This window comes from Facklamia sp. HMSC062C11, assembly GCF_001810675.1.
GTDB lineage: Bacteria > Bacillota > Bacilli > Lactobacillales > Aerococcaceae > Facklamia > Facklamia hominis.
This window is the reverse complement of sequence record NZ_KV802384.1, coordinates 50,783-63,706: the sequence shown is the minus strand read 5'-3', so window position 1 is coordinate 63,706 and position 12,924 is coordinate 50,783. Positions and strand designations below refer to the sequence as shown.

10 protein-coding genes and 1 other annotated feature are annotated in these 12,924 nt (G+C 39.9%); of the genes, 9 read left to right on the top strand and 1 reads right to left on the bottom strand.

Annotation, left to right across the window (positions count from 1 at the left end):
• From prmA to dtd, 5 genes are all read left to right on the top strand, one after another.
• Window positions 1–1,009: 50S ribosomal protein L11 methyltransferase (prmA, locus tag HMPREF2758_RS02565; RefSeq protein ID WP_246823198.1), on the top strand; the 1,009-nt coding region annotated here is incomplete at its 5' end.
• Between the two features lies 1 nt (window position 1,010).
• On the top strand, window positions 1,011–1,760 hold the full coding sequence (locus tag HMPREF2758_RS02560) for an RsmE family RNA methyltransferase (protein ID WP_070609042.1): 750 nt from the start codon (window positions 1,011–1,013) through the stop codon (window positions 1,758–1,760).
• A gap of 25 nt (window positions 1,761–1,785) precedes the next feature.
• Window positions 1,786–2,436 carry a deoxyribose-phosphate aldolase gene (deoC, locus tag HMPREF2758_RS02555; RefSeq protein WP_070609041.1) on the top strand — a complete coding sequence of 217 codons (651 nt, stop codon included), beginning with the start codon at window positions 1,786–1,788 and terminating at the stop codon, window positions 2,434–2,436.
• Between the two features lie 309 nt (window positions 2,437–2,745).
• Window positions 2,746–4,947: a RelA/SpoT family protein gene (locus tag HMPREF2758_RS02550; protein WP_016647894.1), complete on the top strand. Its 2,202-nt coding sequence runs from the start codon at window positions 2,746–2,748 to the stop codon at window positions 4,945–4,947.
• Between the two features lie 9 nt (window positions 4,948–4,956).
• Window positions 4,957–5,403, top strand: coding sequence for a D-aminoacyl-tRNA deacylase (gene dtd / locus HMPREF2758_RS02545; RefSeq protein ID WP_070609040.1), 447 nt, complete (start codon window positions 4,957–4,959; stop codon window positions 5,401–5,403).
• A 93-nt stretch (window positions 5,404–5,496) separates the two neighbouring features.
• On the opposite strand, the gene HMPREF2758_RS02540 is transcribed toward dtd, so the two are convergent.
• Window positions 5,497–6,873 (bottom strand): N-acetylmuramoyl-L-alanine amidase, encoded by a 1,377-nt coding sequence (locus tag HMPREF2758_RS02540; protein WP_070609039.1) that lies wholly within the window; start codon window positions 6,871–6,873, stop codon window positions 5,497–5,499.
• 291 nt (window positions 6,874–7,164) lie between these two features.
• Window positions 7,165–7,348: a binding site (T-box leader), on the top strand.
• A gap of 43 nt (window positions 7,349–7,391) precedes the next feature.
• Here HMPREF2758_RS02540 and hisS point away from each other — a divergent pair.
• From hisS to argF, 4 genes are all read left to right on the top strand, one after another.
• Window positions 7,392–8,711 carry a histidine--tRNA ligase gene (gene hisS, locus HMPREF2758_RS02535; RefSeq protein ID WP_083304836.1) on the top strand — a complete coding sequence of 440 codons (1,320 nt, stop codon included), beginning with the start codon at window positions 7,392–7,394 and terminating at the stop codon, window positions 8,709–8,711.
• Window positions 8,712–8,713: 2 nt separating this feature from the next.
• A complete protein-coding gene (aspS, locus tag HMPREF2758_RS02530; RefSeq protein ID WP_070609037.1) occupies window positions 8,714–10,486 on the top strand; it encodes an aspartate--tRNA ligase in 1,773 nt (590 codons plus the stop codon).
• Between the two features lie 187 nt (window positions 10,487–10,673).
• A complete protein-coding gene (arcA, locus tag HMPREF2758_RS02525) occupies window positions 10,674–11,876 on the top strand; it encodes an arginine deiminase (protein ID WP_006907791.1) in 1,203 nt (400 codons plus the stop codon).
• A gap of 34 nt (window positions 11,877–11,910) precedes the next feature.
• Complete coding sequence (gene argF, locus HMPREF2758_RS02520) at window positions 11,911–12,915, top strand: ornithine carbamoyltransferase (RefSeq protein WP_006907790.1); 1,005 nt, start codon at window positions 11,911–11,913, stop codon at window positions 12,913–12,915.
• The last annotated feature ends 9 nt before the right edge of the window (window positions 12,916–12,924 follow it).

The following is a 12,924-nucleotide window of genomic DNA, read 5'->3' as shown; positions in this document are numbered from 1 at the left end:
TAGCTCTGTATCAAGAGACGGGGCGTTACGATACTCGACGCTTATTTTTGCTTTAGATGAAAGGATGAAAGCAATGACCCAATGGCAGATGATGACTATATCGATGGATCGAAAGTATAAGAGTCTGTTGGATAGCTTGACTTATTATTTGTTTGAGATGGGTGCTCAAGGGACTCAGATTGAAGGGGCAGACTACTATTTAGAAACAGAAGACTTGTATGGTGAGATTCGGTCTCAAGACTCTGAAGAATCAAAGGAGCCGCTTCAGGTTAAGGCTTTTTTTGAACCAACGATTACACCAGATTACATCCAATTACAAGTTCAAGCAATGCTTCAAGTGCCTGTTCAAATTCAAAGTCAAGTTATTAAAGAGGAAAATTGGCAAGCCAATTGGATGTCTCATTATGAGATGCAGACGATTTCTCGCTTTATCAAGATTGTTCCGGCTTGGCAAGATTATCAATCTAATTATCCTGATGAGCGGATTATCTTTCTAAATCCGGGCTTGTCATTTGGTACGGGAAACCATACGACGACGCGGTTAAGTGGGCAGGCTTTAGAGCTTTTCATGCAGGGTGGGGAAAGAGTGATTGATGTGGGCACTGGCTCGGGCATTCTTTCTTTAATTGCCTGGTCTTTGGGAGCTAAGCAAGTTTGGGGTTATGACTTGGATCCGCAGGCAGTTCAAGCGGCTACTGATAATTTAGCGATTCATCAAGCAAAAACGGGTCAAAATATAGCTGTCGAATTTCAAGTGAATGACCTATTATCAGGTGTTGAACAAACTGCTGAGATCATTGTGGCAAATATTTTGCCACATATCCTAAAAGAATTAATCCCTCAGGCTGGCCCTCTATTAACCGAGAATGGTTACTTGATTCTTGGAGGAATTCTGGAAGAAAGAGCCAAGGACCTGATTGATTATTTAGAGGAATCAGGTTGGGAAGTTTGTCAAAAGACGAGCTCTGAAGGTTGGGCAAACTTAGTTGTCCAAAAAAAGGAGGACTAAGGTGCAACAGTATTTTCTAGAATTAGAAGCGTCTTCTTCGATACCTCCTGCTTTTGTTTCCTTAAGTGAAGGAGACAGTCATCATTTATTGACGGTTCTGCGAGCGAGAACAGGCCAAGAAATATATGTCGTTCATCAAGGTCAACGTTATTTAGCAAGGCTAGTGGGTGAAAGGGCAGGGTTGGCTCAGTTAGAAGTAATTCAGAGGATAGAAGTCGATACGGAGCTCCCTATTCAAGTAACCATTGCTTGTGGCTTGTCAAAAAATGATAAGTTGGATACCATTGTTCAAAAGGGGACAGAGTGTGGTATGGCTAGTTTTCAGCCCTTGTCTTTAAGCCGTGATGTTGTTCGATGGAAAGATGGCAAGTCTATTCAAAAGATTGATCGGCTACAGAAGATTGCTCAAGCAGCTAGTCAGCAGTCTAAGCGATTGGTTGTTCCTCAAGTGTCTTCCTTAAAAACGCTGGACCAGTGGTTGCCAAGTTTGGATGAATATGACCTTAAGTTGGTTGCTTATGAAGAAGAAGCCAAGCAGACTACATCATATAGTCTTCGACAGGCTTTGTCTTTGGGCCAAAAAGGACAAAAGATGGTCATTGTCTTTGGTTCAGAGGGAGGATTGACTCAGGAAGAAGTGGATCAATTACGCGCTAAAGGGTTTATAACATGTTCGCTAGGACGCCGAATCTTAAGGGCTGAAACGGCCCCTATATACGCTCTGGCCGCTATTTCTTATCAATTTGAATAATTTATCAAGGAAAGGAAGTTTTATGATGTCAATGAATCAATATATCGATCATACACTTTTAAAAGCACAAGCCACTCGCTCTGAGATTGAACGTTTGTGTCAAGAAGCTAAGAAATATCAATTTATGTCTGTTTGTGTGAATCCATATTGGGTTGCTTATGCAAATGAGTTATTACACGATACTTCGGTTAAAGTATGTACAGTCATTGGTTTTCCTTTAGGGGCTAATACCAGCTCCGTAAAAGCCTTTGAAGCTAAGGAAGCTGTTAAAACTGGGGCTGATGAGGTGGATATGGTAATTAATGTCGGTCTTGTTAAGGATGGTTTATGGGATCAAGTTCAAGCGGATATCAAAGCGGTTGTTGATGCAGCTAAACCCGCACTGGTTAAAGTTATTATTGAAACTTGCTTGTTAGAACATGATGAAATAGTCAATTCCTGTCAGGCTGCTCAGCAAGCTGGGGCTGACTTTGTAAAGACATCAACCGGATTTTCGACGGGTGGAGCGACAGTGGATGATGTGGCATTGATGCGTCAGACGGTGGGGCCAGATATGGGCGTGAAAGCTTCCGGTGGGATTCATACCTTCGAGGAAGCTCAAGCACTAATTGAAGCGGGCGCAAGTCGTTTAGGTGCGTCTAAAGGTGTTGCTATCGTTCAAGCAGAACAAGAATAATTAAATCAAAAAATAGGCGTTAGAATATAAACAATCCCACAACCGTGGTCATAGGATGGTTAGCTATACTTTAAGTAGAAGTTGCTAGCGGAAGCCAGAAGACTTTAAATAGTTCCTGGTGGCCATCTCGGTTGTGGGTTTTATTCTTATTCTAATAAGGAGAAGAATATCCAACTAACTTGGATGTATTAAAAAAACACGCTTTTAAATGGATTTTGTGGATCAAGTTTGGAAAGATAGCTTTAGAGCTTGTTAAATAAGGCTTGCTTGGCGTATAATGTAAGATAAATTATATTAGGGGGTGGAACAATGGCGCGCAATGAAATATTTACCGCAGAATCAATCATTGAGATTTGTTCAGAGTATATGAATGAACGCTCGGTTGCTTTTGTCAAGAAGGCATTGGATTTTGCAACAGCAGCCCATGCCCACCAAAGTCGCTTGTCGGGAGAACCTTATATTATACATCCTATTCAAGTTGCTGGTATTTTAGCGCGTATTAAGTTGGATCCAGATACGGTAGCAACGGGATTCCTCCATGATGTTGTTGAAGATACGGATTATACCTTAGATGATATCAAGGAAAATTTTTCCGAAACGGTCGCTTTTTTAGTGGATGGGGTCACTAAGTTAGGGAAAATTAAGTTTCAAAGTAAGGAAGAACAATTAGCTGAAAATCACCGTAAGATGATTTTGGCCATGGCTAAGGATATTCGGGTGGTCATGGTTAAGCTGGCTGACCGTCTGCATAATATGCGAACCTTAAAATATCAGAAACCGAGTAAGCAAATTGAAAAATCAGAGGAAGCTCTTGAGGTATATGCCCCCTTAGCTGAAAGAATTGGTATGTCAGCGATAAAATGGGAGCTAGAAGATACGGCGTTACGTTATATTAATCCAGACGCTTATTATGATATTGTTCATAAAATGGATGCTAAACGGGATGAGAGAGAATCCTATATTAAAGAAGTGATTGCTGATATCCAAGTTGCCATTCAAGAATTAGAGATGACGGCAGATATCTATGGTCGGCCTAAGCATATCTATTCGATTTATCGAAAAATGGTTGATCAAAACAAAGAATTTGATGATATCTATGATTTATTAGCAGTGCGAGTAATTGTGGATTCAATTAAAGATTGTTATGGTGTACTTGGGGTTATTCATACTAAGTGGAAGCCGATGCCCGGACGTTTTAAAGACTATATTGCCATGCCTAAGGCTAATATGTATCAATCGATCCATACGACAGTCATAGGCCCTCAAGGGAAACCCGTTGAAGTCCAAATTCGAACTCATTATATGCATCAAGTTGCTGAATATGGGGTAGCGGCTCACTGGGCCTACAAAGAAGGTAAACGAGCAGATGAAGAACCCGTTGATAATATTCAAAAACAATTGAAGTGGTTCCGTGATCTAGGGGAATATCAGGATGATGCTGATAATGCTAGCCAATTCATGGAGTTTATCAAAGAGGATGTTTTTAAAGATCAAGTTTATATTTTTACTCCTCGTGGGGATGTGTCTGAATTACCTGCTGGTTCTGGACCGGTTGATTTTGCCTTTCATATTCATACCGAGATTGGTAATAAAACGATTGGTGCTAAGGTGAATGGGATCATTGTTCCCTTAAATTACCAGTTAAAAAATGGCGATATTGTGGAGATTTTAACGAATCCCAATTCTAACGGACCGAGTCGTGATTGGTTGAAGTTTGTTAAAACATCTAAGGCCCGTAATCGAATTAAACGTTTCTTTAAGTTGAAGGAGCGAGAACGAAATGCTGAAATGGGTCAGCAGATCTTAGAAAAGGAATTAAAAGATCAAAATACTAGTCTACGACAGGAGTTAAAGCGTAATAAGGAAAAAGATCTGTTAGAGCGCTTTAATTTTAACAGTTTGGAAGACTTATATGCAGCCATTGGCTTGGGTGAATTGTCCATGCACACGATTATGAATTATTTAGGGATTCACCAAGAGGAAAAAGATGATGAAGCTAGTGGTAATACGATTAATAAAACAACACCGACTAAAGATCAACCAGACCGAACCGTTCACGAGTCTGGGGTCGTAGTTAAAGGTATCGATAATCTGATGATTCGTCTGAGTCGTTGTTGTAATCCCGTTCCCGGAGACCCTATAGTTGGGTATATTACGCGCGGGAGAGGTATTTCAGTTCACCGAATAGATTGTCCTAACTTGCAGCATGAGGTTGAATTAGCGGATCGGACCATCGATGTTGAGTGGGAAGAATATGATCAGTTACAAGAGGAATATACGACAGCGATTCAAGTCATTGGATTTGATCGTACGGGATTGATCAATGACGTTCTGCATGTGATTAACCATACGATTAAGAATTTAAAGAGTGTCAATGGTAAGATTTCGGACAATAGTCAAGCAACGATAGACTTAAAGGTTATGATTTCGAATACCAAGCAATTAGAGGATTTAATTCTTAAGCTGCGCAGTATTCCAGATGTCTATGAAGTTAAACGGATTGCCAATTAGGAGGAAAAAATGCGAGTAATTATTCAACGGACTCAAGCTGCTCAAGTAAGCATCGATGGAGAAGTGGTAGGAGCTATTGATCATGGTTTTACATTGTTAGTTGGTTTTACCCATGGGGATGATCAGACAGATTGTGACTACTGTGCACGTAAGATTGCTAATATGCGGATTTTTGAAGATGAAGAAGGAAAGACTAATTTGTCGTTAAAAGATGTGGGGGGATCCATTCTTTCGATTAGTCAATTCACTCTTTATGCCGCCACTAAGAAAGGAAATCGTCCTGGCTTTACTCAGGCCGCTGATCCCAATTTAGCGACGGAATTGTATGATTATTTTAACCAGTGTCTAAGAGATTATGGTTACCAGGTTGAAACAGGTCAATTCGGTGCAGATATGCAAGTTTCTTTAGTGAATGATGGGCCAATGACCATTATCTTGGATTCGGTAGACCGATAGCTAATCTAACTTGAGCACGCTTTTCTAATGGACTATTAGAATGATGATATTAAATAAACGAACAGGCTGGGATTCACCATCCCAGCCTGTTTTTTAATGATTTTTATTGAGTTGATTAAAATAGCTTTCTAAGCCTTGGACAATACCTTGTGCAAGTTGATCTTGATATTGATCATCTTTAATATTTTCTAGATCAGCCGGATTGGACATGAAGCCCATTTCTAGAAGGATTGCGGGGATATGGCTCCCACGAAGTACTTGATAATTACCATATTGAACGCCACCATCTGATTGTCCGAGAGAGGAGATGCTTGCTTGCATGGCTTGAGCGAAATTCTCATCTTCTAAGTGATAGAAGTAAGTGGTAATGCCATTCCAATTGGGGTCCCAAGAAGCATCAAAGTGGATTGAGACGAAAAGGTCTGCGTCAGATTGATTCGTCATGTCTACTCGTTGGTCTAAGCCAACAAAAACATCTTGATCGCGTGAAAGAATGACCTTGCAGCCTAAAGCTTCTAGTTTGGTCTTTAGTTTTATAGCGACAGGCAAAGTATAGTCTTTTTCATGAAACTGCTTATCTAGGGATAAAGTTCCGGGATCTTCGCCACCGTGTCCTGGGTCGATAAAGAGAGTCGCCTCTTTAAGTGTGAGTACTTTTGGCTCAGTCTTATGATCAATCGAATCGACCGGTTGTGAAACAACCATTGGATTTAAGTAACCTTCTCGGCCTTGATCATCTTTAGCTTTATAGAATATTTCACCCGTTTCTTCATTTTTGACTTCTTCAAGCAGAGTGAATTGTTGAAGATATGAGGCTTGATAGAGAGCTTTGGATTGATAGGAGGGACTTTCAAAGAAATAGGCTCCTTCTTGGCGGATTGTTAATTGGTCCTTAAGCTTTTCATAGGCTGCTTGACGTTTTGCTTCTTTCTTTTCCGACTCTTCTTTGGCTTGACGTTGTAGCTTAGCATCTTTGCTAGCAAGGAGTTGAACTTGCTTTTTTTGTACGAAACCTTCATAGTCTTGATAATAAATTTTGATCCAGTCTCCTTGAATAAACTGAACATTGCTAAAGCTATCCGTTGGTAGTTCAGTGACTACCGGGCTATCTTTATCTGCTTTGCTATATAGAGGTGTTTTTCCTTTAGTTTTTAAGCCGATTTCCTGGTCAGAGGGGAGTTCTGGCTGATCAAGTAGCCATTGGGGGATCCAACCATCGATCTTACCTTGATAACGTACCTTTAACCAGTTTTCATTACGGCTAAGCAAGGAAACTTGGCTCTTAGGGTCGATTTCAGCGAGTGCTTTGGATCCTGTAGAGGGTTCTTGACGAAGGGTAACTCCGGGACGAACAATCGTTAAGGGGCTGGTTCGTGTTAGATAACTAAGAGTTAGACTAGCAATAAATAGGCTAGTGACGGTGAAGAGAATGGCTAGTTGCTTCTTAGATAGGTTAAACGAGATTGGCATCAGGGCGCCTTCCTTCCTAGACGGGCTTCATAATACTTCTATTATAATAACTTTGTTGACGCTTTCTTCTTTTTTTATAAAATGTCATTAAAAAGTAATCATTTTGTGACCCGTTTGTCTTTTAACAAAATCTAAGGGATTAAGATTGCTTTTGAAATGCTTATGAAGGGGGAAATTTGTCAATTGTCAACAATTTTAGGAAGCAATCTTTAAAACTGCTAATTATTTAATCTATAGATATCTATTATTATTCTTGACAAAAAGAGGGAGATTAAGTAAGCTATAAACAAAATTAATTCGTTGAAGTAGACAAGTAGCTCGCAAACAGAGAGGAACAGATGGTGAGACTGTTCATGCAATAGTGAAGACACTACGGAGAAGGATAATGCAAAGTTATCCCGTTTAGCGCGTTAAGTTATTTAAGGCAATGGTTACATTGCAAAATTAGGTGGTACCACGTTCAATCGTCCTATGCTATGGCTAGGGCGATTTTTATATTTAAAAAAGGAGGAAGCAATTTGATTCAGAAGATGAAAGGGACGGAAGATATTCTGCCAAAGGATGTTGCGCGTTGGCAGTATGTTGAAGATTTGGCCCGAGATTTATTTGATCAATATTTATTCAGAGAAATTCGGACCCCTTTATTCGAATCTTATGATTTGTTTGCAAGGTCAGTTGGGGATACGACCGATATCGTTTCCAAGGAGATGTACGATTTTGAGGATAAGGGCGGACGTCGACTTGCTCTTCGTCCTGAGGGGACGGCACCGGTAGTTCGAGCATACATTGAAAACAAGCTGTTTGGTCCAGAATATCCTCAGCCTCTGAAGCTTTATTATATTGGATCAATGTTTCGCTACGAGCGTCCTCAAGCCGGCCGTCAGCGTCAATTTAATCAGATTGGTGTTGAGGTTTTTGGGTCAGATAATCCAGCTACCGATGTTGAAGTGATTGCCCTTGCTTGGCAATTTTTCCAAGAATTAGGTTTAAGAGGAATTCGAATTCATCTAAATTCCTTAGGCGAAAAAACAGCTCGCCAAGCTTATCGTCAGGCTCTAATTGATTATTTTGAGCCGCATTTTGATGAATTGAGTGAAGATTCACAGCGGAGACTTCATGATAATCCGCTAAGGGTTCTCGATTCAAAAGACCCTAAGGATCAGGCACTTCTGCCACAAGCACCTTCAATATTGGATTATTTGAATGAAACGAGTCAAAAGCATTTTGAAGAAGTTCAATCGTTACTTCAGGCTCTGAACATTCCTTATCAAGTGGATGATCGTATTGTACGAGGATTAGATTATTATCAAGAGACGATTTTTGAATTTATTGTTGAAGATCAAGCGATAGGCGCTCAATCAACCGTTTGTGGTGGGGGACGCTATAGTGGATTGGTCGAAGATTTGGGTGGCCCTCAAAAATCAGGTTTTGGCTTTGGATTGGGTATGGAACGTCTTTTATTATTGCTGGAAGAAGAGGGCATCGACTTGCCCGGCTACGAAGCTGTCGATGTTTATGTTATTTGTTTAGAGCAAGAAGCGAATCGATTGGCTACCCAAGTGGTTCAAGCAGCAAGAGGAGCGGGACTAATTGCTGAACGGGATTATTTAAATCGCTCTTTAAAGTCACAATTTAAGACGGCAGCCAAGTTGGAGAGTCGGTTAGTGGTTACATTGGGCGAAAAAGAGGTAGCATCGGGTCAGTTGACTTTCAAGAATCAGGCTAATGGTCAGGAAACAACGCTTTCCCTCGAAGATTTACTGGAGGATTTTGTTGGAGTCTTCCGACGTTTGACGATGGATACTTCCGTGGTTGATGCATTTTTTAAAGGAGAATAGTTATGGCAAAAAGAACAGTTTATTGTGGTTTAGTCAGTGATGAATGGGTAGGAAAAACAATCACCCTCAAAGGATGGGTTCAAAAAAGACGGGATTTAGGAGGAGTCATCTTTGTTGACTTGCGTGACCGCGAAGGTTTTTGCCAAGTGGTATTTAACTCTGGTAAGCTATCTGCTGAAGATTTCCAAGCAGCGGACAAGTTGCGCTCTGAATATGTCATCGAGATAACAGGGGAGCTTCAATATCGGGCGGAAGATCAAATTAATCCAAAGATTCCAACTGGAAAATTTGAAGTGATGGCGACAGAGCTGATCATTCATGCGAAAGCTAAGACACCTCCTATTTATATTGAAGATAATATTGATACCGATGAAGAAGTACGTCTGAAATATCGAATGCTTGATTTAAGACGCCATCAAGTCTTTGAAAATATCCGTTTACGACATGTCGTCACCAAGACTATTCGTCATTATCTAGATAATGCAGGTTTTATTGATGTGGAAACACCCTTCTTAACAAAATCAACTCCCGAAGGAGCTCGTGATTATTTGGTTCCCACCCGGCAAAATGCGGGCAAGTTCTTTGCGCTACCTCAATCTCCACAATTATTTAAACAATTGTTAATGGGTGCTGGATTTGACCGTTATTATCAAATTGTGAAGTGCTTCCGAGATGAGGATTTACGAGGTGATCGTCAACCTGAATTTACCCAAGTCGACCTAGAAACAAGTTTCTTGGAACAAGAGGAGATTCAAGCAGGGGTTGAGGCCATGTTGAAGGAAGTGGTGAAAGCGACTCGTGGAATAGAAATTAATGAGGCTTTCCCAACGATGACTTATGACCAAGCCATGAATGAATATGGATCTGATAAACCAGATATTCGTTTTGATATGAAGCTAACTGATCTGAGTGATTTTGCGGCTACCAGTGATTTTGGTGTCTTTAAGAGTGCTGTCGAGGCCGGTGGCCAAGTTAAGGCGATTAATCTTAAGGGAAAAGCCGACGAATATACTCGTAAGACGGCGGACGCTTTGTTTAACGTTGTTAAGCCTTATAAAGCAAAAGGTTTAGCCTGGACAAAGGTACTTGAAGAAGGATTTAATGGCCCAATTGCTAAGTTTTTATCTAATGAAGATCAGGACTTGATTAAAGAACGATTAGATGCTAAAATAGGTGACATCTTATTCTTTGTGGCAGATAAGAAACAAGTGGTTGCTGATTCTTTAGGGGCTTTAAGAACCTACTTAGCCAAGGAACACCAGCTTTATGATCCACAAGAATTAGCTTTCTTATGGGTGACCGACTGGCCTTTATTTGAATATGATGAGGAAGCTGGCCGCTATGTAGCTATGCACCATCCATTTACAGCACCCCAAAATCCAGACGTAGCTGAGTTGAAGGCACACCCAGACCAAGCAAGGGCTAAAGCTTATGACATTGTTTTGAATGGTTACGAAGTTGGGGGTGGATCGATTCGGATTCATACGCGGGAGATGCAGGATCAGATGTTTGAGTTGTTAGGTTTTACACCGCAACAAGCTCAAAGTCAATTTGCTTTCTTATTAGATGCGCTAGAATTTGGATTCCCTCCACATGGAGGATTAGCTTTGGGATTGGATCGTTTAGTAATGATCTTAGCGGGACAGCCTAATATTCGAGAAGTTATTGCTTTTCCTAAGACAGGACGTGGACAGGATCTCTTAACCGATGCGCCAAATACCGTTGCTAAAGACCAATTAGATGACCTTCATTTAGTCATTAAGTATCCTAAATAATTTGTGATAAATACGACATAACCAATGTGATTAATCTTGCATTGGTTATGTCGTTTGCTTTGCATTCTTTTTATGAAATCGATAACTAATAAAATGTGATCAATTGGTTTTGCTGATGCGAAATCGTTAACGTAAACGGTTCCCTTGTGGGTTATAATGAATACATCAATTAAAGGGAGGAATTTGAATGTCAAATATTCAAGTATTTTCTGAAATCGGTCGCTTAAAAAAGGTTTTACTTCACCGTCCTGGTAAAGAGTTAGAAAACTTAATGCCAGACTACCTAGATCGTTTACTTTTCGATGATATTCCTTATCTCGAAGCAGCTCAAGCAGAACATGATAACTTTGCTAAAACATTACAAGATCAAGGTATTGAAACTGTATACCTTGAAAAATTAGCTGCAGAAGCAATCGATGCAGGTGGCGTTAAAGAACAATTTGTTGACGATTGGATGGCAGAATGTGGACTTGCAGAAGGACCACAATATCAAGCTGTTCGTGAACAATTATTAGCTTTAGATACTTTCGATATGGTTCTAAAATCTATGGAAGGTTTCAAGAAATCTGAACTAGATGTGAAAACAACTGCTTTAGATGACCTTGATGCAGATTATCCATTTGCAGTGGATCCAATGCCAAACCTTTACTTCACACGTGACCCATTTGCGACAATTGGTAATGGTGTAACAATTAACCATATGTACTCAGATACTCGTAATCGTGAAACACTTTATGCAAAATATATCTTTGAATTCCACCCAGAATATAAGGATACTCCTCGCTTCTATAGCCGTGAAGAATCTACTCGTATCGAAGGTGGGGACGAATTAGTACTATCTAGTCAAGTGCTTGCTGTTGGTATCTCACAACGTACTGATAAACGTTCAATCTTGAAATTAGCTAAACGTTTATTTAAAGAAACAGACTATAAAGAAGTTTATGCTTTCTTAATTGCTAACAATCGTAAATTCATGCACTTAGATACGGTATTTACCCACATTGACCATGATAAATTTACCATTCACCCAGAAATCGAAGGTGGATTGAAAGTTATTCGTTTAACTCCAAATGGAGACGATGTCAAAGTGGATGAAATGGAAGGTAAATTAGAAGATACCTTAGCTAAAGCTTTAGGTGTTGACCAAGTTTCTCTATTACGTTGCGGTGGTGGCGAAATTGTTGCCGGTGCTCGTGAACAATGGAATGATGGAGCTAACACATTAGCTATTGCGCCAGGTGAAGTTGTGGTTTACAACCGTAACGTCATTACTAATGATCTACTTTGCAAAGCAGGCGTTAAGATTCACCAAATCGAAGGTAGCGAATTAGTTCGTGGTCGTGGTGGTCCTCGTTGCATGTCAATGCCATTAGTTCGTGAAAAATTTTAGTCGCTAAGTCAGTAAAATAGATAGGAGAATGCCCATGTTCCAAGGAAAAAACTTTTTAAAAGAAATTGATTTTACACCCGATGAATTAAGATATTTGATTGATTTTTCAATTCACTTAAAAGATTTGAAAAAACGTCATATCCCACATGAATACCTAAAAGGTCAAAATATTGTATTACTTTTTGAAAAGACTTCAACACGTACACGTTCTGCCTTTACAGTTGCAGCTAATGATTTAGGAGCTGCTCCAGAATTTATGGGATCTAATGATATCCAATTGGGTAAGAAAGAATCTGTTAAGGATACAGCCATTGTATTAGGATCAATGTTTGATGGAATTGAATTCCGTGGATTTAAACAAACAGACGTTGAAGAATTAGGTAAATATGCTGGCGTTCCAGTATGGAATGGTTTGACCGACGAATGGCATCCAACTCAAATGATCGCAGACTTTATGACCATTAAAGAAGAATTCGGTGAATTAAAAGGTAAAACTTTGGTTTACTGTGGTGATGGTCGTAATAACATGGCTAACAGCTTGATCGTGATGGGAGCTTTAGTAGGTGTTAACGTAACGATTGCTGCACCTAAAGAATTGTTTACTGATGAAGAAATCGTTAAACGTGCTGAAGGATATGCTAAAGAATCTGGTGCGACTGTTCGTGTAACAGATGATGTTGAAGAAGCCGTGAAGAATGCAGATGTTATCTATACAGACGTATGGGTATCGATGGGTGAAGAAGATAAGTTCGAAGAACGTATCAAATTACTTCAACCTTATCAAGTTAATAAAGAATTAACAGATAAGATCGAAAACAAAGACTGGATCTTCTTACACTGCTTACCAGCCTTCCACGATACTGAAACTCGCTATGGTAAAGAAATGAAAGATAAATTTGGTATTGATCAAATGGAAGTAACTGATGATGTCTTCAACGGCGATCACGCTCGTCAATTCCAACAAGCTGAAAACCGTATGCACTCAATTAAAGCAGTGATGGCAGTTACTAATGGTAACTTGTTCATCCCTAAAGTATAATTTGCCTAT

Coding starts and splice junctions, on each gene's coding strand:
- dtd (WP_070609040.1), top strand. CDS start 4,957: ATGCGAGTAATTATTCAACGGACTCAAGCTGCTCAAGTAAGCATCGAT.
- arcA (WP_006907791.1), top strand. CDS start 10,674: ATGTCAAATATTCAAGTATTTTCTGAAATCGGTCGCTTAAAAAAGGTT.
- HMPREF2758_RS02550 (WP_016647894.1), top strand. CDS start 2,746: ATGGCGCGCAATGAAATATTTACCGCAGAATCAATCATTGAGATTTGT.
- aspS (WP_070609037.1), top strand. CDS start 8,714: ATGGCAAAAAGAACAGTTTATTGTGGTTTAGTCAGTGATGAATGGGTA.
- HMPREF2758_RS02540 (WP_070609039.1), bottom strand. CDS start 6,873: ATGCCAATCTCGTTTAACCTATCTAAGAAGCAACTAGCCATTCTCTTC.
- argF (WP_006907790.1), top strand. CDS start 11,911: ATGTTCCAAGGAAAAAACTTTTTAAAAGAAATTGATTTTACACCCGAT.
- deoC (WP_070609041.1), top strand. CDS start 1,786: ATGTCAATGAATCAATATATCGATCATACACTTTTAAAAGCACAAGCC.